Origin of the sequence: Cellulomonas sp. NPDC058312, from assembly GCF_042880135.1 — a bacterium.
Lineage (GTDB): Bacteria > Actinomycetota > Actinomycetes > Actinomycetales > Cellulomonadaceae > Cellulomonas.
In genome coordinates, this window is record NZ_JBHVZE010000004.1 from 263,488 (window position 1) to 286,263 (window position 22,776).

Annotated in this window: 23 protein-coding genes; 8 read left to right on the forward strand and 15 right to left on the reverse strand. The window is 73.3% G+C overall.

What is annotated here, in order from left to right:
* Positions 1 to 3 precede the first annotated feature (3 nt).
* From ACFVXN_RS13780 to ACFVXN_RS13800, 5 genes are read right to left on the reverse strand one after another with little or no spacing between them, the layout of a single operon-like run.
* Positions 4 to 1,698 (reverse strand): cytochrome c biogenesis protein ResB, encoded by a 1,695-nt coding sequence (locus ACFVXN_RS13780; RefSeq protein ID WP_389233324.1) that lies wholly within the window; start codon positions 1,696 to 1,698, stop codon positions 4 to 6.
* A 1-nt stretch (position 1,699) separates the two neighbouring features.
* Positions 1,700 to 2,581 (reverse strand): cytochrome c biogenesis CcdA family protein, encoded by an 882-nt coding sequence (locus ACFVXN_RS13785; protein ID WP_389234050.1) that lies wholly within the window; start codon positions 2,579 to 2,581, stop codon positions 1,700 to 1,702.
* Positions 2,581 to 3,186, reverse strand: a complete 606-nt coding sequence (locus ACFVXN_RS13790) for a TlpA family protein disulfide reductase (protein WP_389233327.1) — start codon at positions 3,184 to 3,186, stop codon at positions 2,581 to 2,583. The genes ACFVXN_RS13785 and ACFVXN_RS13790 overlap by 1 nt, the downstream gene beginning before the upstream one ends.
* The gene (locus tag ACFVXN_RS13795) at positions 3,183 to 3,839 is read right to left on the reverse strand and encodes a histidine phosphatase family protein (protein WP_389233330.1); all 657 of its coding nucleotides are present in this window, start codon (positions 3,837 to 3,839) and stop codon (positions 3,183 to 3,185) included. Before ACFVXN_RS13795 ends, ACFVXN_RS13790 begins: the two co-directional genes overlap by 4 nt.
* Positions 3,840 to 3,877: 38 nt before the next feature.
* A complete protein-coding gene (locus ACFVXN_RS13800) occupies positions 3,878 to 4,417 on the reverse strand; it encodes a MarR family winged helix-turn-helix transcriptional regulator (protein ID WP_389233332.1) in 540 nt (179 codons plus the stop codon).
* Positions 4,418 to 4,550: 133 nt separating this feature from the next.
* Here ACFVXN_RS13800 and ACFVXN_RS13805 point away from each other — a divergent pair, with 133 nt between their 5' ends.
* The gene (locus ACFVXN_RS13805; protein ID WP_203668052.1) at positions 4,551 to 5,105 is read left to right on the forward strand and encodes a YceI family protein; all 555 of its coding nucleotides are present in this window, start codon (positions 4,551 to 4,553) and stop codon (positions 5,103 to 5,105) included.
* Positions 5,106 to 5,214: 109 nt separating this feature from the next.
* On the opposite strand, the gene ACFVXN_RS13810 is transcribed toward ACFVXN_RS13805, so the two are convergent.
* Together ACFVXN_RS13810 and ACFVXN_RS13815 are read right to left on the reverse strand one after the other, a co-directional pair.
* Positions 5,215 to 5,874: a redox-sensing transcriptional repressor Rex gene (locus ACFVXN_RS13810; RefSeq protein ID WP_389233336.1), complete on the reverse strand. Its 660-nt coding sequence runs from the start codon at positions 5,872 to 5,874 to the stop codon at positions 5,215 to 5,217.
* A 9-nt stretch (positions 5,875 to 5,883) separates the two neighbouring features.
* Entirely contained in the window at positions 5,884 to 6,180 is a 297-nt protein-coding gene (locus ACFVXN_RS13815) for a glutaredoxin family protein (RefSeq protein ID WP_389233339.1), read from the reverse strand.
* Between the two features lie 34 nt (positions 6,181 to 6,214).
* Here ACFVXN_RS13815 and ACFVXN_RS13820 point away from each other — a divergent pair, with 34 nt between their 5' ends.
* Positions 6,215 to 7,042: an HAD family hydrolase gene (locus ACFVXN_RS13820; protein WP_389233342.1), complete on the forward strand. Its 828-nt coding sequence runs from the start codon at positions 6,215 to 6,217 to the stop codon at positions 7,040 to 7,042.
* On the forward strand, positions 7,039 to 7,599 hold the full coding sequence (locus ACFVXN_RS13825; RefSeq protein ID WP_389233345.1) for a GNAT family N-acetyltransferase: 561 nt from the start codon (positions 7,039 to 7,041) through the stop codon (positions 7,597 to 7,599). Before ACFVXN_RS13820 ends, ACFVXN_RS13825 begins: the two co-directional genes overlap by 4 nt.
* Before the next feature lie 177 nt (positions 7,600 to 7,776).
* On the opposite strand, the gene ACFVXN_RS13830 is transcribed toward ACFVXN_RS13825, so the two are convergent.
* Together ACFVXN_RS13830 and ACFVXN_RS13835 are read right to left on the reverse strand one after the other, a co-directional pair.
* The gene (locus ACFVXN_RS13830; RefSeq protein WP_389233348.1) at positions 7,777 to 8,835 is read right to left on the reverse strand and encodes an arabinan endo-1,5-alpha-L-arabinosidase; all 1,059 of its coding nucleotides are present in this window, start codon (positions 8,833 to 8,835) and stop codon (positions 7,777 to 7,779) included.
* Entirely contained in the window at positions 8,828 to 10,336 is a 1,509-nt protein-coding gene (locus tag ACFVXN_RS13835) for an alpha-N-arabinofuranosidase (RefSeq protein WP_389233351.1), read from the reverse strand. The genes ACFVXN_RS13830 and ACFVXN_RS13835 overlap by 8 nt, the downstream gene beginning before the upstream one ends.
* 273 nt (positions 10,337 to 10,609) lie before the next feature.
* Between ACFVXN_RS13835 and ACFVXN_RS13840 the strand changes: the two genes are divergently transcribed.
* The 5 genes from ACFVXN_RS13840 (at position 10,610) to ACFVXN_RS13860 (ending at position 16,071) form a co-directional block, all read left to right on the forward strand.
* Entirely contained in the window at positions 10,610 to 11,959 is a 1,350-nt protein-coding gene (locus tag ACFVXN_RS13840) for an ABC transporter substrate-binding protein (protein WP_389233354.1), read from the forward strand.
* Positions 11,960 to 12,043: 84 nt separating this feature from the next.
* The gene (locus ACFVXN_RS13845; RefSeq protein WP_389233357.1) at positions 12,044 to 13,033 is read left to right on the forward strand and encodes a carbohydrate ABC transporter permease; all 990 of its coding nucleotides are present in this window, start codon (positions 12,044 to 12,046) and stop codon (positions 13,031 to 13,033) included.
* A gap of 16 nt (positions 13,034 to 13,049) precedes the next feature.
* Positions 13,050 to 13,910 carry a carbohydrate ABC transporter permease gene (locus ACFVXN_RS13850; protein ID WP_389233359.1) on the forward strand — a complete coding sequence of 287 codons (861 nt, stop codon included), beginning with the start codon at positions 13,050 to 13,052 and terminating at the stop codon, positions 13,908 to 13,910.
* Complete coding sequence (locus ACFVXN_RS13855; RefSeq protein ID WP_389233362.1) at positions 13,907 to 15,274, forward strand: arabinan endo-1,5-alpha-L-arabinosidase; 1,368 nt, start codon at positions 13,907 to 13,909, stop codon at positions 15,272 to 15,274. The genes ACFVXN_RS13850 and ACFVXN_RS13855 overlap by 4 nt, the downstream gene beginning before the upstream one ends.
* Before the next feature lie 128 nt (positions 15,275 to 15,402).
* On the forward strand, positions 15,403 to 16,071 hold the full coding sequence (locus tag ACFVXN_RS13860; protein ID WP_389233365.1) for a DUF624 domain-containing protein: 669 nt from the start codon (positions 15,403 to 15,405) through the stop codon (positions 16,069 to 16,071).
* A gap of 139 nt (positions 16,072 to 16,210) precedes the next feature.
* Here the strand turns inward: ACFVXN_RS13860 and ACFVXN_RS13865 are convergent, their stop codons facing one another.
* The 6 genes from ACFVXN_RS13865 to ACFVXN_RS13890 form a co-directional block, all read right to left on the reverse strand.
* The gene (locus tag ACFVXN_RS13865; protein ID WP_389233368.1) at positions 16,211 to 16,957 is read right to left on the reverse strand and encodes an NADPH-dependent F420 reductase; all 747 of its coding nucleotides are present in this window, start codon (positions 16,955 to 16,957) and stop codon (positions 16,211 to 16,213) included.
* Positions 16,954 to 18,000, reverse strand: coding sequence for an LLM class flavin-dependent oxidoreductase (locus tag ACFVXN_RS13870; protein WP_389233371.1), 1,047 nt, complete (start codon positions 17,998 to 18,000; stop codon positions 16,954 to 16,956). The genes ACFVXN_RS13865 and ACFVXN_RS13870 overlap by 4 nt, the downstream gene beginning before the upstream one ends.
* Positions 18,001 to 18,272: 272 nt before the next feature.
* On the reverse strand, positions 18,273 to 19,316 hold the full coding sequence (locus ACFVXN_RS13875; protein WP_389234053.1) for a LacI family DNA-binding transcriptional regulator: 1,044 nt from the start codon (positions 19,314 to 19,316) through the stop codon (positions 18,273 to 18,275).
* Positions 19,317 to 19,460: 144 nt separating this feature from the next.
* Positions 19,461 to 20,387, reverse strand: a complete 927-nt coding sequence (locus tag ACFVXN_RS13880) for a carbohydrate ABC transporter permease (protein WP_389233374.1) — start codon at positions 20,385 to 20,387, stop codon at positions 19,461 to 19,463.
* The gene (locus ACFVXN_RS13885) at positions 20,377 to 21,345 is read right to left on the reverse strand and encodes a carbohydrate ABC transporter permease (RefSeq protein ID WP_389233377.1); all 969 of its coding nucleotides are present in this window, start codon (positions 21,343 to 21,345) and stop codon (positions 20,377 to 20,379) included. Before ACFVXN_RS13885 ends, ACFVXN_RS13880 begins: the two co-directional genes overlap by 11 nt.
* A gap of 17 nt (positions 21,346 to 21,362) precedes the next feature.
* Positions 21,363 to 22,709 (reverse strand): extracellular solute-binding protein, encoded by a 1,347-nt coding sequence (locus ACFVXN_RS13890; protein ID WP_389233380.1) that lies wholly within the window; start codon positions 22,707 to 22,709, stop codon positions 21,363 to 21,365.
* Positions 22,710 to 22,776 lie beyond the last annotated feature (67 nt).

Sequence of the window (22,776 nt, forward strand, 5' to 3'; positions counted from 1 at the left end):
GTTCTACCTTCCGGTTCGGGCCTCGCCCGCGCGGAGCCGGTCCACCGCCCGGTCGAGCTCCGCCTGGAGGCCCACGTCGTCACCGCGCGCCAGAGCCGCGGCGGTCACCACTGTACGGCCAGATCCGGGACCTTCGTCCCCCGTGGATCCAGTGGCCGGCCGCGCCCGCAGCCAGACGCGCCGACGCGGCACGAACAGCGACGCGGCCAGCCCGGCGAACGCCAGCAGCGCGAAGGTCAGCACCCACGCCAGCGACGGGTCGTGCCGCAGGTCGAGGGCCACGAACCGGGGCAGGGCGTCGAAGGTCAGCGTGCCGAGCCCGTCGGGGAGGTCGACCGTCTCGCCGGGCCGGACGTACAGCGTGACGGGTCGGCCGTCGGCGTCGAGCTGCTGCTCCAGGCCGCTCTCGTCGAGCTGGTAGACGTTCTGCGGGACCCCGTCGTCGAGGCCCAGGTCACCGGTCCAGACCGCGAGCGCGAGCAGCGGGTCGGTGGGCTGCGGGTACGTCGAGCGCCAGATGCCCTCGCCGACCTGCTCGGCCGTCGGGAGCAGCACCCCCTGGAGCCCGATCTGCGGGCCGCTGGTGACGTCGGGCACCTTGATGACGCCCTGCGAGGTGTAGACGGTGTCCTGCGGGAGGAACGGCACGGCACCGGCGAACGTGACCTCGCCCGCGGCGTCGCGGACGGTCACCTGCGGGGCGTACCCGTTGCCCTGGAGGTAGATCTTCGCGCCGCCCGCGTCGAGGGGGTGGTTGACGCGGATGGTGTCCGCGACGCCCTCCTCCCCCGGCTCGGTGACGGTGACGTGCGCGGTGAAGTCGCGGGACTGCAGCGTCTGCGGGTCGAACCGGGACTCGAACGAGTCGAGGCGCAGGGAGAACGGCTCGAGCGAGGACGGCCGGAACCCGGCGCCGGACTCGAAGGTGTCGTAGTCGCTCTGGGTGTTCGCGAACGCGCGGTCCGCCACGACGATCGCCTGCCCGCGGTAGTGCAGCAGCTGGCCGGTGGCGACGGAGACGAGCAGGCCGACGAGCGCGAGGTGGAACACCAGGTTGCCGGTCTCGCGGAGGTAGCCCCGCTCGGCGGCGACGGACCACACGCCGGCGCCCTCGTCGCGCACGTCGACCCGGAACCGGCGTGCCCACCGGGGCCCGCCGAGCGCGACGGCGGCACGCTCGGCGACCTCCTGCGGCGTCCCGTCGGACGTGAACGACGCCTGCGCGGGGAACCGGTCGAACCGGCGCGGGGTGCGCGGCGGTCGCCCGCCGAGCGCCTTCAGGTGCGTGCGGCTGCGCGGCAGGATGCAGCCGACCAGCGAGACGAACAGCAGCAGGTAGATCGCCGAGAACCAGATCGACGAGTAGACGTCGAAGAACCCGAGGCGGTCCAGCAGCGGGCCGAGGTCGGGGTGGTCGACGAGGTAGGTCGCGACCTCCTCGGGCTGCTGGGACTGCTGCGGGAAGATCGTGCCGGGCACCGCCGCGACGGCGAGCAGCATGAGCAGCAGCAGCGCCACCCGCATGGACGTCAGCTGCCGCCAGGCCCACCGCAGCCAGCCGACGACGCCGAGCGCGGGCAGCTGCGGGGCGTCGCCGCCGGGGGCCGGCTGGTCGGCGCCGGTGCTGAACGCGTCCTCCAGGCCCTCCGGGGTGTAGCGCCCGGTGGGGGCCGTCGAGGTCGTGTCGTCGCGTGTCATGTCACACCGCCGGGATGAAGGGGGTCGACCCGGTGAGCAGCCCCTGGAGCCACGCGGACCAGGTGGACCACAGGCCGGTGACCAGGGCGAGGCCGAGCAGGAGCAGCAGCGTGCCGCCGGTGCGCATCACGGCGAGCCGGTGCCGGCCCAGCCAGTCGAGCGCGCGGCGGCTGCGCTGCAGGCCGAGCGCGACGAGCACGAACGGCAGCCCGAGGCCGGCGCAGAACGCCAGGGCGAGCACCGCGCCGCGGCCGGCGGACCCGCCGTCGAGCGAGAGCAGCAGGATCGCCGCGAGGGTCGGTCCGATGCAGGGCGTCCAGCCGATGCCGAACGTCACGCCGAGCACCGGGGCGCCCCACAGCCCGGCGCGCGGGGTCAGGACGTTCCGGCGGTCCTGCTGGAAGAACGGCAGCAGCCCGAGGAACGCCAGGCCCATGACGATCACGCCGACGCCGAGCACCCGGGACACCGGGTCCTGCCAGCGCAGCAGGAACGACCCGAGCGACCCGGCGAGCGAGCCGTAGGCGAGGAACACCGCGGTGAACCCGGCGACGAACAGCAGGACGCCGAGCACCAGGCGGCCGCGGGACGGGGCGGGGGTCTCCGATGTGGGTGACGCGCCCAGCACGCCGGGCTGCGCCGGCAGGTGCGCGGCGAGGTCGAGGGCAGGCCCGTCGGCGGCCCCGGCGGCCACCCTGACCCGCGAGCGCCCGGGCGCGGACGCCGCGGACATCCCGCCGAGGTACCCGACGTACCCGGGGACGAGCGGCAGCACGCACGGGGACGCGAACGACACCAGCCCGGCGAGCACCGCGACCGGGACGGCCGCGAGCAGCGACCCGGAGGACGCGGCCTGCGCGAACGAGTCGCCGACGTCGGCGATCACGAGCCGGCGCCGGGCTCGGCGAGCACCTCGTCGACGAGCGCCCGGAGCGTGGACCCCTCGGCGAGCCCGACGATGCGCGCGGCGACCTTGCCCTCGCGGTCGAGGACGACGGTCGTGGGCGTCGCCTGGATCGGCACGATGCCCTGGAGCGCGGCGACCGCGCCCTTGTCCCGGTCGTCGATGCTCGGGTAGGGCACGTCGAAGGTGCGCTGGAACGACTCGGCGGCCCCGGCGTCGTCGACGCCGTTGATGCCGAGCAGCCGGACGCCCTGGTCGGCGTACTCGGTCGCGATGTCCACCAGGTCGGGTGCCTCGGCCCGGCAGGGCGGGCACTCCGCGTACCAGGTGTTGAGGACGACGACGTCGCCGCGCCAGTCCGCGAGGTCGACCGCCGCGCCGGCGAAGTCGGTCCCGGCGATCTCGACCGGGCCCTTGCGGTCCTCCGCGGCCCACTGCGTGAAGGAGCCGTCGCCGGAGACGTAGCCCTGGCCGGCGACGTCGGCGTCGTCGGACGTCCCGCCCCCGGAGCAGGCGGCGAGGGTCAGCGCGGTGCCCGCGGCGACCAGCGCCGCGACGGCCCGACGGCGACGGCTCGCGGTCATGCGCCCGCCACGGCGGAGGCGCCGGGCAGCAGGTCCGCGGCGGGCTCGGTGTAGGAGATCCGGACCAGGCGGTCGTCCTCGTAGACCAGCGAGGTCAGCGAGGCGAGCGAGCACTGCCGGCGGCGCGGGTCGTGCCACAGCCGGCGGTCCTCGAGCGCGAGCCGGGTGACCCAGATCGGCAGCTGGTGCAGCACGAGCACGGCCTCGTGGCCGCGCGCGGCGTCGCGGGCGCGGTCGACCACGGACAGGACGCGGCCGACCTGCTGCCGGTAGGGCTCGCCCCAGGACGGCCGGAACGGGTTCACCAGCAGCGGCCAGTGCCGGGGGTGCCGCAGGGAGCCGTCGCCGACCCCGAACGTGAGGCCCTGGAACTTGTTCTCGGCCTCGAGCAGGCCCTCGTCGGTGGTGACGGGCAGGTCGAACGCCGCGGCGATCGGGGCCATCGTCTCCTGCGCGCGCTGCAGCGGGGACGCGAACAGCGCGGTGACGTCGCGGCGCGGTCCGTCGAGGTCCCCGGCGAGGTGCGCGGCGACGCGGTCGGCCATCTGCACCCCCCGCTCGGAGAGGTGGTATCCGGGCAGCCGGCCGTAGAGCACGCCCGAGGGGTTGTGCACCTCGCCGTGCCGCATCAGGTGGACAGTGGTGGCGACCATGGGGTCAGTCTCGCAAACCCTGCTGGGTGCTCGGACCCCTACCGCTCCTCGGCGGCGGCGACGGCCTGCGCGCAGCCGGCCTGGAGCGCGGCGCCGACGACGCCCATCGCGTCCCCGAGGGCCTGCAGCTGCGCGGGCGTGAGCACGTCGACCAGGTGCGCGCGGACCGACTCGACGTGCGCGGGGGCCGCGTCGACGAGGCGCCGCCAGCCGGCCTCGGTCATGGTGCAGTTCACACCGCGGGCGTCCTCGAGGCAGGGGGCGCGCTCGACCAGACCGGCGTTCTCCATCCGGCGGACGGTGTGGGTGAGGCGGCTGCGGGAGTGGGCGAGCTCACCGGCGAGCTCGGACATCCGCAGGGTGCGGCCGGGCGCCTCGGACAGCCGGACCAGGACCTCGTACTCCCCGAGCGACAGGCCGGAGTCCTGCTCCAGCTCGTGCCCGAGGATGTCGAGCAGCCGCGCGGCGCCGTCCCGCCAGGCCCGCCACGCGCGCTGCTCGTCGGCGGTCAGCCAGCGGACGTCGTCGTGCGCCCGCGGCTCGCGGGTCGGGCCGGGGGTGCTGGTCGTGGCGGTCATCGACGTGTCCTTCCTGGGGGCGCGCTGTGACGTGGGTCGCTGATCGTCCCACAGCCCTTGCGTCGCTCCCCACACTGTAGTAGAAATCTCAACTAACCGCAGTTGACGCTTCAACCTTCGCAGGAGGCACCGCATGTCGACCACCACGCTCCCCACCGCCCTCACCGCCGGCACCTGGACGATCGACCCCTCGCACACCGAGGCGTCCTTCACCGTCCGCCACGCGGGCATCTCCAAGGTCCGCGGCACCGTCGCGGTGACCTCCGGCACCATCACCGTCGCCGAGGACCTCACGCTCTCCGGCGTCACCGCCGCGCTGGACCCGTCGACCATCAACACCGGCGACGCGGGCCGCGACGGCCACCTGAAGTCGGCCGACTTCTTCGACCTGGAGAAGTTCGGCGAGTGGACCTTCGCCTCGACCGCGGTCCGCGCGGACGGCGAGGACTACGTCGTCACCGGCGACCTGACCATCAACGGCGTGACCAAGTCCGTCGACCTGGCCACCGAGTTCGGGGGCGCGGCCACCGACCCGTTCGGCAACCAGCGCGCCGGCTTCTCCTCCTCCGTGACGATCTCCCGCAAGGAGTTCGGCATCACCTGGAACGCGGCCCTCGAGGCCGGCGGCGTCCTGGTGAGCGACAAGGTCGTCATCAACCTCGAGGTCTCGGCCATCAAGGCCGCCTGACCTCGACGCCCCTGACGGGGCACCCGGGCCGAAGGGTCCGATCGCGCACCCCCTGCCGCGATCGGGCCCTTCTTCCGTCCCGGGACCGCGCGGCCCGGGCCGCGCGACGTCAGGCCGGGTCGGCCGGGGCCGCGTCCTCGGGCCGGGTCGACCGCTGACGGGCGTGGAAGCCGAGGATCTGCAGCTCCGAGCCGAGGTCGACCTCGCGGACGTCGACGCCGTCCGGCACCCGCACGGTGCGCGGCGCGAAGTTGAGGATGCCCGTGACGCCCGCCGCCACCAGGCGGTCGGTCGTGGCCTGCGCGACGGACGCCGGGGTCGCGACCACGGCGATGCTCGCGTCCGCCGCGGCGATCACGTCCTCCAGCCCGTCGACGTGCTGCACCCGGTGCCCGCCGACGGTCGTGCCGACGACGTCGGGGTCCGCGTCGAACAGGCCCACCAGCACGAACCCGCGGTCCGCGAACCCCGAGTACGTCGCCAGGGCGTGCCCCAGGTTGCCGATCCCGACGATGACGACGTTGCGCTCCTGCGTCATCCCCAGCGCCTGGGCGATCTGCTTGCGCAGGTGGTCGACCTCGTAGCCGACACCGCGCCGGCCGCCGGCCCCCAGGTACGACAGGTCCTTGCGCAGCTGCGCGGGCGACGCGCCCACCAGCTCGGCGAGCTGCTCCGAGGACGTGGTGCTCGCGCCCTCGGACGCGAGACCGCCGAGGGAGCGCAGGTATCCCGGGAGGCGGGCGACGGTGGTCGGCGGCAGGGCACGCACCTGCACAGACTAGGCGGTCGGGGGCCCCGCGAGGGCGTCCGCCAGGCGGTACGCGTCGATCTCCCAGTACCCGACGCGTGCACCGTCCACCTCGACGACCGGCAGCAGCTCCCCGTACGCCGCCGCGAGCGGTCGCCCGTCGGCCGCGGTGCCGCCCGCGTCGACGTCGACCTCCCGCCACGTCTCGCCCCGGGACGCGGTCACGCGCGCCACCACCTCGCGGGCGGCGTCGCACAGGTGGCAGCCCGCGCGGACGTACAGCACGGTGCGCGGGGCGGGGCCGGGGGTGACATCGGAGGTCGGCACGGCACGAGCCTAGGCATCTGACTACAGTGGCGGCGTGCCCGAGCCGATCGCACCCACCCCCGGGGACCCCGCGCAGCCGGGCAAGGTGGCCGCGTTCTTCGACGTCGACAACACGATCATCCGCGGCGCGAGCTCGTTCCACCTCGCCGTCGGCCTGTACCGCCGGGGCTTCTTCCGCCGCGCCGACCTGGTGCGGTTCGCGGTGCACCAGATCCGCTACCTGACGTTCGGCGAGAACCGCCAGCAGATCGACGAGGTCCGGTCCCGCGCGCTCGAGATCATGCACGGCCGGTCCGTCGCCGAGCTCGTCGCCATCGCGGAGGACGTCTACGACGAGGTGCTGTCGCTGCGGATCTTCCCCGGCACGCAGCGGCTGCTGGACCAGCACATCCGCGCGGGCCACGAGGTCTGGCTGGTGACCGCCACGCCCGTGGAGATCGCCGAGATCATCGCCCGCCGGCTCGGCACCACCGGCGGGCTGGGCACCATCGCCGAGCACACGGACGGGTTCTACACCGGCCGCCTCGTCGGGGACCTGCTGCACGGCGAGGCCAAGGCCGCCGCGGTGCGCACCCTCGCCGAGAAGGAGGGCCTCGACCTGTCGCGGTCGTTCGCGTACGGCGACTCCCTGAACGACGTGCCGATCCTGTCCGAGGTCGGGTTCCCGTGCGCGATCAACCCCGAGGGCCGGCTGCGCAAGCACGCCGCCGAGGTCGGCTGGCCGGTCCGCGAGTTCCGCGGCCGCCGCAACGCGACCCGCCGCGGGGTGGACGCCGCCACCGTCGCGGGGTCCGCGTGGGTGGTCGGCCTCGCGATCCGGGCCGTGCGGCGCCGGATCCGGTCGCGCTGGGGCGGGGTGTGAGCACGGGCGCACCGGGGCAGGGCGTGAGCCCGGTCGCGGTCCGCCGGCCCGGTGCCGCCGACGTCCCCGCGCTGGCCGCCCTCGCCGCCGTGACGTTCCCGCTGGCCTGCCCGCCGTCGTCCACCCCCGCGGACCACGCGGCGTTCGTGGCCGCGCACCTGACGCCCGACCGGTTCGCCGCCTACCTGGCCGACGGCGACCGGGACCTGCTCGTCGCGGACGACGCCGGCGAGCTGGTCGGCTACACGATGCTGGTCGCGGGCGAGCCGTCCGCCGCCGACGTCGCCGCCGCGGTCCCGCTGCGCCCGACCGTCGAGCTGAGCAAGTGCTACGTCCTGCCCGGCCGGCACGGCGGCGGCGTCGCGGACGCCCTGATGGCCGCGAGCCTCGACGCCGCCCGATCGCGGGGCGCCGCCGGCGTCTGGCTGGGCGTCAACGGCGAGAACACCCGCGCGCAGCGCTTCTACCTGAGGTCGGGCTTCACGCCGGTCGGCACCCGCACCTTCCAGGTCGGCACCCAGCAGCACCACGACCAGGTCCTGCACCACCCCCTCTGACCACCCCCAGCACCCCTCTCCCCCCTCCCCCCGCACCCCCGCCTCCCCTCGTCGAGATGACATCTCTCGCCTGCGGTCCGGGGTGCCGGCACAGGCGGGCGCTGCCATCTCGGCGGAGGGGGTGCGGGGGTGCGGGGGTGCGGGGGTGCGGGGGTGCGGGGGTGCGGGGGTGCGGGGTCAGTCCGTGGTGAGGACCGGCCAGCCGTCCTCGTCCCACGCGAGCTCGCGGAGGGCCAGGGTGGGGGTGCCGCCGGTGGCGCCGTCGTAGTAGTGGAACGCCAGCACCCCGCGGGAGACGCTCTGGCCGCCGGGACCGATGACGTCGCCGTCGGTCGACAGCAGCACGTCGCCGCCGTCGACCAGCAGGTCCGTGCCGTCGCGGGTGAGGTACGGGCCGGTGACGTCCCGGGAGCGGCCGACGGCGATCGTGTAGGTCGAGTCGACGCCCTGGCAGCACGCGTCCTGGGACACGAACAGGTAGAACCAGCCGTCGTGCGGCACGACGTACGGGGCCTCGATCGCGTGCGGGCTGCTGAGCCGCGACGCGAGCGGCTGCGGCTCGGCGCCGGCGACGGGCAGTCCGTCGGGCCAGGCGAGCTCGACCACCTGGATCCCCGACCAGTACGACCCGAACACCATCCAGGGCGTGCCGTCGGCGTCCTCGACGATCCCGGCGTCGATGGCGTTGTAGTCGTCGGTGGGCTCGGACCGCCAGACCTCGCCGCGGTCGACCCAGCCGTAGTCGGGGTCCTCCGGGTCGAGGGTGGGGCTGGTCCGCAGGCCGATCACCGAGCGGTTGGACCCGAACGTCGACGCCGCGTAGTAGAGGTACCAGGTGCCGTCGTGCTCGTAGAGCTCGGGCGCCCAGTAGTTCGTGACGCCGGGGACGGCCTCCTGCGCCCACCGGGGCGAGTCGGACGGCCCCCACGCGGTCCCGAGGTACTCCCAGGTGGCGCCCGCGTCGGTGGACCGCCGGACCTGGATCGCGCCGGCGTTCTCGCGGGCGTCGCCGGTGGAGTAGACGTACCAGGGCTCGCCCTCCGCGCCGGCGACCAGCGCGGGGTCGTGCACGGCGACGTCGCCGGCCACCGGCAGCGCGGTGGCGACGGGCGGGCCGCCGGCACGACCCAGGACCGCGATCGCGACGCCCCCTGCGGCCACGAGCACGACGACCACCGCCGCCGCGACGAGGGCGACCCGTCGACGGCGGCGGTGGGGGCGGGTGGTCTCAGGCACCGAGCCGGACCATGTTCCAGGACACCGGCGGCACCTGGACGGTGAGCCGGCCGCCGTCGATGGCGGCCGAGTCGTTGGCGCGCGGCAGCACCGAGGTGTCGTCGTCGGCGGTCGCGGACCAGGTGTGGTCGGGGTTGGACAGCGTGGTCGCCTCGACGACCCGCAGCCCGGGGATCGACCGGGTGTCGACCTCGAGGGTGACCGTCTCGGTCTGCGACCGGTTCACGGCGAACAGCGCGACGGCGCCGGTCTCGGGGTCGCGGGTCGCGACGGCGTCGACCAGCGGGGCGTCGCCGTGCTTCGCGGTCTCGTAGGTCGGGGCCTCGACCGCGACCTGGAGCACCTCGCCGGTGGCGTACCTGGACGCCTGCGCGAACGGGTGGAACGTCGTCTGGCGCCAGATCCGGCCGCCGGGCTCGGTCATGATCGGGGCGATCACGTTGACCAGCTGCGCGAGCGACGCGGAGTGCACCCGGTCGGTGTGCCGCAGCAGCGAGATGAGCATGTTGCCCACGACCACGGCGTCCGCGACGTTGTACCTGTCCTCGAGCAGCACCGGGGCGACCGGCCAGTCGTCGCCGGACGGCGGGACCGACTCCGCGCGCTTCTGGTACCAGACGTTCCACTCGTCGAACGAGATGTGGATGCGCTTGGCGACCTTCTTGTGCGCCCGGACGCCGTCGGCGACCGCGCTGACGGAGTCGATGAAGTGGTCCATGTCGACGGCCGACGCCAGGAACGACCCGAGGTCGCCGTCCTCCTCCGCGTAGTACGCGTGGGCGGAGACCATGTCGACGTACTCGTACGTCTCGGACAGGACGGTCTGCTCCCACTGCCCGAACGTCGGGATCGGCACGCCCGAGGACCCGCAGGCCACGAGCTCGAGGTCGGGCTGGATCATCCGCATGGCGCGGGCGGTCTCGGCGGCGAGCCGGCCGTACTCGTGCGCGGTCTTGTGGCCGATCTGCCAGGGGCCGTCCATCTCGTTGCCCAGGCACCACATCCGGATGCCGTACGGGTCGGGCGCGCCGTTGGCCCGGCGCTGGTCGGACAGCGCGGTGCCGCCGCGCACGTTGCAGTACTCGAGGAGGTCGAGCGCCTCCTGGACACCGCGGGTGCCGAGGTTCACGGCCATCATCGGCTCGGTGCCGGAGGCCCGCGTCCAGCGCATGAACTCGTCGACGCCGACCAGGTTCGGCTCGGTGGAGTGCCACGCCAGGTCGAGCCGGCGGGGGCGCTGGTCGCGGGGGCCGACGCCGTCCTCCCAGCGGTAGCCGGACACGAAGTTGCCGCCGGGGTACCGGACGGACGAGACGCCGAGCTCGCGGGTGAGCTCGATGACGTCGCGGCGGAACCCGTCGGCGTCGGCGGAGGGGTGCTCGGGGTCGTGGATGCCGGTGTAGACGCACCGGCCGAGGTGCTCGACGAACGCCCCGAAGGTGCGGCGGCGGACCGGACCGACCCGGAACGCGGGGTCGATGGTCAGGGTGACGGTGGGCATGCGGGCAGCTCCTTCGCTGACAAGCCTCTACATCGTTGTAGAGCCATCGTGCCCGGTGGGTGCGACGCCGTCAACACCCGCCCGATCAGCACCGTCGCGCCGTGACCAAACCGTTGCTTGACCGGACGACGTGACCCGTGCCACTCTCTCCAACGTTGTAGTTCAACGATGTAGAACCACGAGGTCAGAGCCGACCCGCACCCCCGGCCAGCCGACGACGGCTGCCCGACGCGCCCTCGACCTCGCCGAACCACGAGTGGAGGCAATGGCGCAATGACCACGAAGACTCTCCGGGCAGCGGCCCTCGTCCTGGCCGGGGCCCTCGCCCTGACCGCGTGCAGCTCCGGCGGCGGCGGTGAGGGCGACGGCGACGGCGACGCGCTGACGTTCATGTTCCGCGGCGGCGCCGACGAGAAGGCCGCCTACCAGGCCGCGATCGACAAGTTCACCGAGGACACCGGCGTCGAGGTGAAGATGACCGTCACCGACGCGGACCAGTACGCCACCAAGCTCCAGGCCGCCGTGTCCGGCAACAAGGTGCCCGACGTGTTCTACATCGAGCAGGCCAACCTGCAGTCCTACGTCGCGTCCGGCGTGCTGATGGACATCACCCAGCAGGTCGAGGACGCCGGCGTCGACCTCGACAACATCTGGGAGTACGGCGTCGACTCCTACCGGTTCGACGGCACCCTCCAGGGCACCCCCGACGGCGCGCTGTACGGCCTGCCCAAGGACGTCGGCCCGTTCGCGTTCGGCTACAACAAGACCATGCTCGAGGCCGCGGGCATCCCGCTGCCCGACAAGGACGTCCCGCTCACCCTCGACGAGTTCCGCGACATCGCCAAGCAGCTCACCGTCGACACCGACGGCGACGGCGCGCTCGACCAGTGGGGCACCGGCCTCAACGTGCAGTGGAACGTGCAGTCGCTGGTCTGGAGCAACGGCGGCGACTGGACCAACGAGGACCGCACCGAGGTCACCGTCGACACCCCCGAGTTCGCCGAGGCGCTGCAGTACTTCGCCGACCTGACCAACGTCGACGGCGTCACCCCGAGCTCGTCCGAGGCCGCCACGCTCGACACCTACCAGCGGTGGATGGCCGGCGAGATCGGCTTCTTCCCCGTCGGCCCGTGGGACGTCAGCGTCTACAACGACCTGGACTTCGAGTACGACCTGATCCCCTGGCCCGCCGGCTCCACCGGCGAGTCCGCGACCTGGGTCGGGAGCCTCGGCATCGGCGTCTCCAACACCACCTCCAACCCGGAGGCCGCCGTCCAGCTCGCGACGTACCTGTCCACCGACGCCGAGGCCCAGCAGACGCTGGTCGACGCGAACATCCAGGTCCCGAACCTCAAGGACATGGCCGCCGAGTGGGCCGCCGCGCCCGACGCCGAGCCGGCGAACCGCCAGGAGTTCCTGGACATCGTCGAGGACTACGGCCGCGCGATGCCCGCCGCGTACACCTACGGCGCCCAGTGGTACGACGAGCTCTGGGTGAACATCCAGCCGGTGCTCGACGGCAAGCAGACCGCCGCCGACTACCTCGCCGAGGTCCAGCCCAAGATGCAGGCGCTGCTCGACGAGTCCAACACCAACGCCGAGATGGCGGGCGGCGGGGCCTGACCCCACCCCCGGCCTCCCCGACGGTGCCGGGCGCGCACGACCAGCGCCCGGCACCGGCGGGGGCACCCGCGAAGGAGCACCGGCATGTCCCACACCACGTCCACCACCGCGCCGACGGCCGTCCCCGCCGCCGCCGCGACGCCCGCCCCGGGCGGCACCGGGGGCAGCACCGAGCAGCGCGCCAAGCAGGCCATGCGCCGGCTGCACCGCACCGAGCACCGCTGGGCCGCCGCGTTCATCGCCGCGCCCGTGCTCGGCTTCCTCGTCTTCACGCTGTACCCGCTCGGCTACGCGCTGTACGCGTCGCTCACCCGGTGGAACGGCCTCACCGCGCCGCAGTTCATCGGGCTGGAGAACTACACCCGGCTGCTGAGCGACCCGTACTTCCTGCAGACGCTGTGGAACACGGCGTTCTACATGATCGGCATCCCGATCGGCCTGGTGCTCGCGCTCCTGCTCGCCATCGCGCTCAACCGCAAGATCCCCGGCCAGACGGCCTTCCGCACCATCTACTACGTGCCGGTCATCTCCTCGCTCGCCGCCATCGCGATCGTCTGGCAGTTCGCCTACAACGGCGACTTCGGCCTCGTGAACCAGGTGCTCGCGTGGTTCGGGATCGACGGGCCCGACTGGCTGCAGAACACCGCGACCGTGAAGCCCGCGATCATCCTCATGGCCGTCTGGAAGGGCCTCGGCTACTCGATGCTGCTGTACCTGGCGGCCATCCAGTCCGTGCCCCGCTCGCTGTACGAGGCCGCGTCGCTCGACGGCGCCAACGGCTACCAGCGGTTCCGTTCGATCACCCTGCCGATGGTGCGGCCCGTGACGTTCTTCCTCGTCGTCACGAACGTCATCGCCGGGTCGCAGATCTTCACCGAGATCAACATCATGACGCCGACCGGCGGACCCGAGTTCAGCTCCGCGTCGATCGTCTACTACATCGTCCGGCAGGCGTTCAAGTACCAGCAGATGGGCTACGCCACCGCGATGTCCGTCGTGCTCGGGCTGATCGTCTTCGTCATCACCCTCATCCAGTTCCGCCTCAACCGGCGCAACTCGTTCAGCATCGACTGAGGGGCCAGGAGCAACCATGAGCCGCAGAACACCGATGAGCGTCACGTCGCAGAACCGCCTCGTCAACACGGTCCTGTTCGTCGTGCTGGCCCTGGGCGCGGTCGTGATGATCGCCCCGCTGCTGTGGATGATCTCCACGTCGCTGAAGACCAAGGGCGAGGTCTTCGCCCTGCCCCCCGTCTGGATCCCCGAGGCGCCCCAGTGGGACACCTTCACGCGGATGTGGACCGAGGCCCCGATCCTGTCGGGCTTCAAGAACTCCGTCATCGTCGCCGGGACGGTCACGATCGTCGGGTCGGTGACGTCCTCGCTCGCCGCGTTCGCGCTGGCGAAGATGCGCCTGCCGTTCAAGAACGCGATCTTCATCGCGCTGCTGAGCGGGCTGATGATCCCCTACCCCACGCTGATGATCCCGCAGTTCGTCATGTTCTCGAAGATCGGCTGGGTCGACACCCTGCTGCCGCTGATCATCCCGCTGCTGTTCGGCAACATCATCATGATCTTCTTCCTTCGGCAGTACCTGTCGAGCGTCCCGGACTCGATGATCGAGGCCGCGAAGATCGACGGCGCCTCCTACCTGCAGATCTTCGGGAAGATGGTGTTCCCGCTGATCCGCCCCGCCATCGCCGCGCAGTTCATCCTCTGGTTCATGACCATCTGGAACGACTACCTCGCGCCGATCCTGTACCTGAACACCGAGTCGAAGCAGACGCTCCAGGTCGTCATCGCGAACCTCAACGTCGAGTACGCCACGCAGCGCGACTACCCGCTCATCATGGCGGCGTCGTTCGTGGCGCTGCTGCCGATCCTCATCGTGTTCCTCATCTTCCAGCGGCAGATCATCGAGTCCGTCGCGCTGACCGGGGCCAAGGGATGACCGCCACCGAGCCCGTCGTGGACACCAGCACCTGGGGCGCCCGGCACGCCCACGACCCCACCGCGGTCCGCGACGACGACGGCGTCTACTGGCTGTTCTCCACCGACGCCTACGCGGACGGCCCGCTCCCCCGCGCCGGGGTGCCGATCCGCCGCTCGCTCGACCTGGTCACCTGGGAGCTGCACGGCTGGGCGCTCGACGGCGTCCCCGCCGACGCCGTCGCCTGGGCCGGCGCCGAGGGCCTGTGGGCCCCCGACGTGGTCCGGGTGCCGGACGCCGTCGAGGTCCCCGCCGACCAGCGGTGGCGGATGTACTGGTCCGCGTCGTCGTTCGGGTCCCGCACCTCCGCGATCGGTCTCGCGACCGCCCCGCACCCCTCGGGGCCGTGGCAGGACCGCGGCCTGGTCGTCACCAGCCGGCACGACGTCGACGGCCCCAACGCCATCGACGCGAACGCCGTGGTCGACGACGCGGGACGGCACTGGCTGGTCTACGGCTCGTTCTTCGGCGGCATCCACGCCCTCGAGCTCGACCCCGTCACGGGGTTCGTCATCGGGTCCGGCGGTCGCCCGCGCCCCGGACCCGGGCTGCTGCTGGCCCGGCGCCCGCACGCGGTCGAGGCCGCGATCGAGGGGGCGTTCGTGCTCCGGCGGCCCGACGGCGGCTGGGCGCTGCTCAGCTCGTTCGACTCGCTGTTCAACACCTACCACCTGCGGGTCGCAGTCGGGCCGGAGCCGGTCGGGCCGTTCCGGGACCTCGCCGGCCGGCTCGCGACCGACGTCGACGCCGACCCCGTCGGCAGCGTCGTGCTCGCCGGGCACCGGTTCCCCGGCGGCCCCGGGCGGCTCGCCCCCGGCCACGCGTCCGTGCTCACCGAGCCCCGACCGGGTGGCGGCGAGCGGCACCTGCTGGTGCACCACGTCCGCGACGCCGCCGACCCGACCCAGCACGAGGCGCAGGTCCGGCGGATCGTGTGGACCACGACCGGGTGGCCGCTCGTGGCCGCGCAGCCGTGGGCCGGCCCCCTCGAGCAGGACGACGAGTCGACCTGGCCCGCGTCGACGGCCGGGCTCGCGGGCGTCTGGGAGGTCGTCACCTACGACCGCGGCGACGTGCTCACCGAGGCCGTCCCGCGCACCGTCACCGCGACGGAGCTCGACGGGCTCGTCCCGCTCGGGTCGGGACGATTCACGTGGAACGGTGCCGACAGTGCCGCCGGTGCGACGGTCGAGGTCGTCGTGCACCCGTCGTGGGACGCGGTCCGGCAGCGCCCGGCGCTGTCGTTCGCGGCGATCGACACCGGGACCGGGGTCGTGACCGTGGGGACGCAGGTCGCGACGACGGCCGACGGGGGCCGGCCGTGACCGCCCCGGCCGCGACCCGTGCACCGGGTGCGAGGACGGCGGGTGCCGCGGGGTCCCGCGGTCCGGGCGCGGCGGGGTCTCGCGAGGCGGGGTCCCGCGACGTGGCCCGGGAGACGACGCGGCGACCCGTGCGCGTGCCCGTCCACGAGGGCGGCGAGGACGTCGGCGGCTGGGCCGGTGCCGTGATGCGCTGGCTGCGGGTGGCCGTACGGCTGGTCGAGGTCAACCTGCTGGTCCTGCTCGGGACGCTCGCCGGGGTGGTCCTGCTCGGCGCCCTGCCCGCGCTCGGGGCCGGGGGCACCGTGCTCGCCGCGGTCGCCGCCGGTGACCCGCCGGAGTCGGTGCGGCGCGCGTTCTGGGCGTCCTACCGCGCGGACTTCCGCCGGCTCAACCGGCTCGGGTCGCCGCTGCTGGTCGCGACGGTGCTGCTCGCCGCGGACGCGCTGGCGCTGCCGTACCTGGCGGCGTCGACCGGGTCCACCGGCGCAGCGGCCGTCGCCGCGGCGGGGCTGCTGCTGCTCGGTGCTGCGGTGCTGGTGCTCGGCGCGTGGTTCGTCCCGGTCACCCGGCGCTACGACGAGCCGTTCGGCCGCACGTGGCGGTTCCTGGTGCTCGCGCCGCCGACCTCGCCCGGGACGGCGCTGGCCGTGCTGGTCACGCTGGGGGCGATCGGGTTCGTCGGCTGGCACCTCACCGTCCTGCTCCCGCTGGTCGGGATCGCCGCGGCGCTGCTGCTCACCGGCGTGGTCGTGGACCGACGGCTCGACCGGATCGAGGAGACCGTCCCGGCGCGCTGACCCGGCACGCGCCCTGCGCTCGCCGAGACAGGACCTCCGCGCCGAGACAGGTCGCCCGGAGGTCCTGTCTCGGCGCGCGGGTCCTGTCTCGGTGCCGGAGCGGGTGGGGCGTGGGCGGCGGGCGGTGGACGCCGTCGGCCTACCGCGCCGCCGTCGGGTCCGGCTCGCGCGCCGCCGCCCGCGCCGCCGCGACCGCGCGGCCGCGGTCCGTCACCGGGAAGCGGTCGACCACCGCCCTGAGCGTCGCCGCGTCCTCGTTCGCGCCGAACGCCTCGGCGAACGGCTGGAGCGCCACGCTGCCGCGCAGGGTCCCGGCGGGCACGGGGTCGAAGCCCAGCGCGTCCACCAGCGCGGACACCCGGTCCACGGCCAGGGCGTCGTCCCCCGCGACCGCGATCGCGCGTCGGCCCGGGTCGCCCGCCGGCCGGGGTCCCTCGTCGAGGTCGTGGTAGCCCATGTGGTTGAAGGCCTTCACGACCGTCGCGCCCGGCAGCGCCGCCGCGACCAGCTCGCTCGTGGCCACGGCCGGGTCCGCGAGGTCCGGCCGCTCGCCGTCGGCCTCCCACCAGTAGTTCATCGCGTCGACCACGAGCGTCCCGGCGAGGGCGTCGGCGGGGACGTCGGGCAGGCGACCCAGCGGGATCGCGAGCACCACGACGTCGGACCGGGCGGCGACGTCGGCGGTCGTGGTCGCGCGCGCCCCGGGGACCAGGACCTCGACGATCAGCCGGATCCGCTCCGGGTCCCCCGAGCCGGCGAGCAGCACCTCGTACCCGGCGGCGACGGCGAGCCGTGCGAGCACGGTGCCGAGCTTGCCCGCCCCCAGGATCCCGACGGTCCGGGCCGGGGCCGCGCGCCCGTCGGCTGCCCGCACGTCGGCCGTCACGCTGGCGACCCGGCGCGGGACGCGAGCAGGTCGCGCACCATCGGCGCCACCTGCGTGCCGAACAGCTCGACGGCGCGCAGGCGGGCGCTGACCGTCTGCGGGCCCGCGGTGTAGACCAGGTCGAACCGGCTGACGTCGAGGGCGTCCACGGAGGCCGCGATCTTCCGCGCGACCGTCTCCGGCGACCCGACGTACAGCGAGCCGTTCTCGATCTCGTGGTCGAACTCGGCGCGGCGCAGCGGGGGCCAGCCGCGCAGCGCGCCGATGGTGTTGCGCATCTTCTGGTAGCTCGGGAAGTAGGTCTCGCGCGCCTCGGCGTCGGTGTCCGCGACGAACCCGGGCGAGTGCATCCCGATCCGCCCCTCGGGCGTGCCCAGCTGCTCGGTCGCCCGGCGGTACAGGTCCACGTACGGCCGGAACCGCTCGGGCTCCCCGCCGATGATCGCGAGCATCAGGGGCAGGCCGTACCGCGCGGCGCGCACCACGGACTGCGGGGAGCCGCCGACGCCCACCCAGGTGTCGAGCCCGCCGGCGGTCTTCGGGAACACGTCCGCGTCCGCGAGCGCCGGGCGGGTGGTGCCGGACCAGGTGACCGGCTGCTCGGCGAGGAGCTGGTGGAACAGCTCGATCTTCTCCTCGAACAGCACGTCGTAGTCCGCCAGGTCGTACCCGAACAGCGGGAACGACTCGGTGAACGACCCGCGCCCGAGGATGACCTGCGCGCGCCCGCCGGACAGCGCGTCCACGGTCGCGAACCGCTGGAACACCCGCACGGGGTCGTCGGAGCTCAGCACGGTGACGCCGGACGCGAGGGTGATCCGCTCGGTGCGGGTGGCGATGCCCGCGAGCACGGTCTCCGGGGACGACACGGAGTACTCGGGCCGGTGGTGCTCGCCGAGGGCGATCACGTCGATGCCGGACTGGTCGGCGAGCACGGCCTCGTCGAGGACCTGGCGGATCGCCTCGGGGTGCGTCAGGACGCGGCCGGCGTCGTCGGTCGGCACGTCGCCGAAGGTGTCCAGTCCCAGCTGCAGGGCGGTCATGCGCGGTTCCTCCGGTTCGTCGACTCCACGATCGTGCGTCACGACTGGTTGAACCGTCAACTAGGCCGGTTGCTTCCCGCGTGGATCCACCCGGGGCGACACGCTCGGCGCGCCGCTCCGGAATCGTCCACGCTCGCGCCGCCTCCGCCCAGCAGCCCGCCCGGGTGGATCCACCTGGGGTGACCCGCACGGCGCGCCGCCCGGGGTGGATCCACCGCGGGCGGCGTGGGGCACGGGTGGATCCACCCCGGGTGGCGGCGTGGGGCAGGGGGTCAGGCCACGACCGTGCGGGCAGTGGTCCGGGGGTGGGGGGTGCGGGAGGCGCCCGTGGTGGACTCGCGGGGGACGACCGCGAAGTCGGTGATGACCTCGACGTGTCCCGCGGGGGCGGTGCCGGCGACGCGGGCCAGCAGCAGGTCGACGGCGGTCCGGGCGATCTGCTCGCGGCCGGGGGCGACGGACGACAGCGGCGGGGTGGCGTAGGCGGCGTCCTCGATGTCGTCGAACCCGATCACGGCCACGTCCTCGGGGACGGCCACCCCGCGGTCGTGCAGCACGTGCAGGGCGCCGATGGCGAGCGCGTCGTTGAGGCCGAACACGGCGTCGATCTCGGTGCCGGCGTCCAGCAGCCGCTCCATCGCCTCGGCGCCGGTCGCGCGGTGCCAGAGGCCGGCCTCGACGACCAGCGCGGGGTCGACGGGCAGCCCGGCCTCCTCGAGCGCCTGCTCGTACCCGCGCTGGCGCAGGGCGGCGGACCCGACCGTCTCGCCCTCGTGCGAGCCGATCAGCGCGATCCGCCGCCGGCCGGTCGCGATGAGGTGCTGGGTGGCGGCGCGGGCGGCCTCGACGTTGCTCATCGTGACGTGGTCGGCGGGGCCGCCGAAGATCCGCTCGCCGAGCAGCACCATCGGGTAGTCGACGGCGAACTGCTCGCGGTCGTCGGTGCCGAGCGCCAGGGGGGAGAAGATCAGCCCGTCCGTGAGGTGCCGGCGCTGGCTGGTGAGCACCTCGAGCTCGCGCTCCCGGCTGGCGTTGGTCTGCTCGATCAGCACGATGACGCCGTGCTCCTCGGCGGCGCGGATCACGGAGTCCGCGAGCTCGGCGAAGTACGGCAGGCTCAGCTCGGGCACGGCCAGCCCGATCATCCCGGTCCGCCCCTGCCGGAGGTTCCGCGCGGAGATGTTCACCCGGTAGCCGAGCTGCTCGATGGCCTGCTCGACGCGCTCCTTGGTCTCCGCGCGGATGTACGGGTAGCCGTTGATGACGTTGGAGACGGTCTTGATGGACACCCCGGCGATCGCCGCGACGTCGTGCATCGTCACGCCCGCGCGCTTGCCGGCCACCGCCACCACCTCTCCCGCTCGTCGACTGGTGCTCCTGCGGCCCCACGGACCGCGCCGCGCCCCAGCGTAGGGGCGCGGCGCGGTCGGCGGTGGCGGGTTCCGCCGCGGGTCAGCCGGTCACCGTCCGCCGAGCCCGGTGGTCGCGACCGCCTTGACGATCTGCCGCTGGAACAGCATGAACAGCAGGATCAGCGGCAGGGCCGCGATGACCGCCGAGGCCATCGTCTGCGCGTAGATCGTGCCGTACGCGTTCTTCACCGTCGAGAGCCCGACGGGCAGCGTCATGAGGTCGGGGTTGTTGGTGACGATGAACGGCCACAGGAAGTTGTTCCACGCGCCGATGAACACGAAGATCGCGACGGCCGACACGATGGGCCGGGAGATCGGCAGCACGATGGACCAGAACGTCCGCCAGTGCCCCGCCCCGTCGACCCGGGCCGCGTCCTCGATCTCCTGCGGCACCTCCGCGAAGAACTTCGAGAAGATGTAGACCATCACCGGGGCGACCAGCTGCGGCAGGATCACGCCCTGGTAGGTGTCGACCGCCCCGATGGCCTCCATCTGCCGGAACAGCGGCACGATGAGGATCTGGCCGGGCACCGCGATCAGCGCGATCGTCGCCGCGAACAGCAGGTTCTTGCCGCGGAACCGGGTGCGGGCGAACCCGTAGCCGGCCAGGGCGCACACCCCGACGGTCAGGACCGTCACGGACCCGGCGATCAGCAGCGTGTTCGCCATCCAGCGCGGCACCTCGCCGCGCTCGAACACCGACCGGTAGTTCTCCAGCGTGAACCCGCCGTCGGGGAACCACTGCAGCGGCACCGACTGGGCCTGCGCCTCGGTCTTGAACGAGGTGTCGACCGCCCAGAGCAGCGGCAGCAGCCAGGTGACCGCCAGCACCACCAGCAGGACGACGGCCAGCACGGTGGCCGTCCGGCTGCGCCCGAGCACGAGGCTGCGGGTGCGGCGGTTCTCGTCGCGGCGCTCGGCGTACGCGCGGCGCCAGCCCCCGGTCGCGGGGGCCTCGATCGTCTCAACGGCCACGGCGCTGCTCCTTCCGGCGGGACGTGGTCAGCACCTGGAACCCGACGGCGACCACGATGATGAGCGCGAAGTAGATGTACGACATCGCGGAGGCGTAGCCCATCCGGTAGCCGGTGAACCCGGTGTCGTAGATGTACTGCAGGATCGGCCGGGTCACGCCGCCCGGCCCGCTGCCGCCGTTGAAGGCGATGAACATCTGGTCGAACACCTTCAGCGAGGCGATCACCTGCAGGACCGTGATGAGGATGGTCGTGGCGCGCAGCTGCGGCATGGTGATCGACCACAGCCGCCGCCAGGCGCCCGCGCCGTCGAGGGCCGCGGCCTCGTACATCTGGTCGGGGATGGCCTGGAGCGCGGACAGGTACAGCAGGAAGTTGAAGCCGACGGTCCACCACAGGGTGAGCAGCGCCATCGACCACATCGCGACGGACGTGTCCGTCAGCCAGCCGACCTTGTCGAGCCCGAGCCGGTCCAACCAGTAGTTGAAGAAGCCGATCTCCGGCTGGTAGAGCCACACCCAGATCTGCACGACGACGGCGACCGGCAGCATGTAGGGGGCGAAGAACGCGAGCCGCCAGACCCACTGGCCGGGGAGCCCGGTGTAGACCAGCAGCGCCATCGCGAGGGCCACGAGGACCAGCGGGACGGTGCTCATCAGGGTGAAGACGACCGTGTTGCCGAGGGTCGACCACATGGTCGAGTCGCCGAACGCCTCGGCGTAGTTGTCGACGCCGACCCAGCCGCCGTTGCCCATCAGCGACTGCTCGGTGAAGCTCAGCCCGAGGCCCCAGAGGGTCGGGACCACGAGGAACAGCACGGCGACGACGACGAACGGCAGCACGAACAGCCAGCCGCTCCCCTCCCGCCGGCTGCGGCCGCGCCGGGCGCGGGGAGGTTCGGGGCTGCGGGGCGGTACCGACGCGGCCTGCGACTGGGACGGGGTGGTGACGGTGCTCATCGCGGTGATCCCTTCCGTCAGGCCGGCGGCTTGGTCTGGAGGGCGGCGTCGAGGGCCCCGACGAGCCGGTCGACGGCGGCCTCGGGGGACGACTTGTCGAGCCAGGCGCCCTGCAGCGCCTCGCCGACGCGCGCCTGGAAGTCCGACCCGGAGCCGGTGAACCAGGCCTGCGGGTCGAAGACGGCCTCCTCGCTGGCGCGCGCGTAGTGCGACTGCGGGACCTTCTCCTGGTACTCCGCGGACTCGGTGACCTCGCGGTTGGCGGGGATGTGGCCGCCGTCGGACCAGAGCAGCGACTTGCGGAGCATCGCGGCGACGGTGGCGTACGCGGCGTCGCGCCGGTCCGGGTCGACGTTGACCTGGTGCGGCAGCACGAACACGTGCGAGTCGCCGTAGGTGGCGGGGCTGCCGAACAGCGTCGGCATCGGCATCGCGTCGACGTCGACCCCGGCGGTGAGGAACGACTGCAGCTCCCAGTTGCCGTTGAAGCACATCCCGACGCGGCCGGTCGAGAAGTTCGCGACCGCCGACGGGTAGTCGCTGTTCGCGATCGCCACGGTGTCGTCGAGCATCGACTGCACGTAGGTGACGACCTCGACGAGCGCGTCCCGGTCGACCTGCGCGCGCTCGCCGGGGTTCAGCACCACCTCGGCGCCGGTCTGGCCGTAGAGGCCCCAGAGCATCCGGGACATCTGGGCGCCGTCGCCGGTGTACCCGTAGCCGACGCCGGCGTAGCCGGTGACCTCGGCCATCGCGCGGCCGGCCTCGAGGAACCCCTCGGGCGAGTCGACGCCGGTCAGCCCGTCCGGGCCGAGCAGCCCGGCCTGGTCGGCGAGGCCCCGGTCGTAGAACAGCAGGAACGCGTGGAAGTCGAGCGGCACGGCCCACAGCTGCCCGTCGATGACGGCGCGGTCCCACAGGGCCGGCGGGAACATCTCCTCGGTGACGCCGTGCTCGGCGAGGGTGTCCAGGTCCCACGGGTCGAGGACGCCGCCGGGCACCCAGCCGGCGACCCGGGTGAGGTGCATGACGGCCAGGTCGGGCGAGCGGCCGCCGACCGACGCCATCACGAGCTTGGTGTAGTAGGGCGCCCCCCAGGTCAGGACGACCGGGTCGATCCCGACCTCGGGGTTCTCCTCCTGCACCTCGGAGAGCATCTGCTGGAAGATGCCGCCGTCACCGCCGGTGAACAGGTGCCACATCTGGATGCGGGTCGCGGGGGACGCGGCGCCCGCGGTGCCGGTGGCGCACCCGCTCAGCGCCCACGCGCCGGCCAGCGCACCCGCGCCGGCGGCCGCTCCCTTGAGGACGGACCGGCGGCTGACCACCGGACCGCCCGGACCTCCACGAGCACGTGAGATCATCGTCGACCCCTCCTCGGACGGGTCGGACGCGGACGCCCGACCAGCAGTTTTCATCGTTGAAGACCGA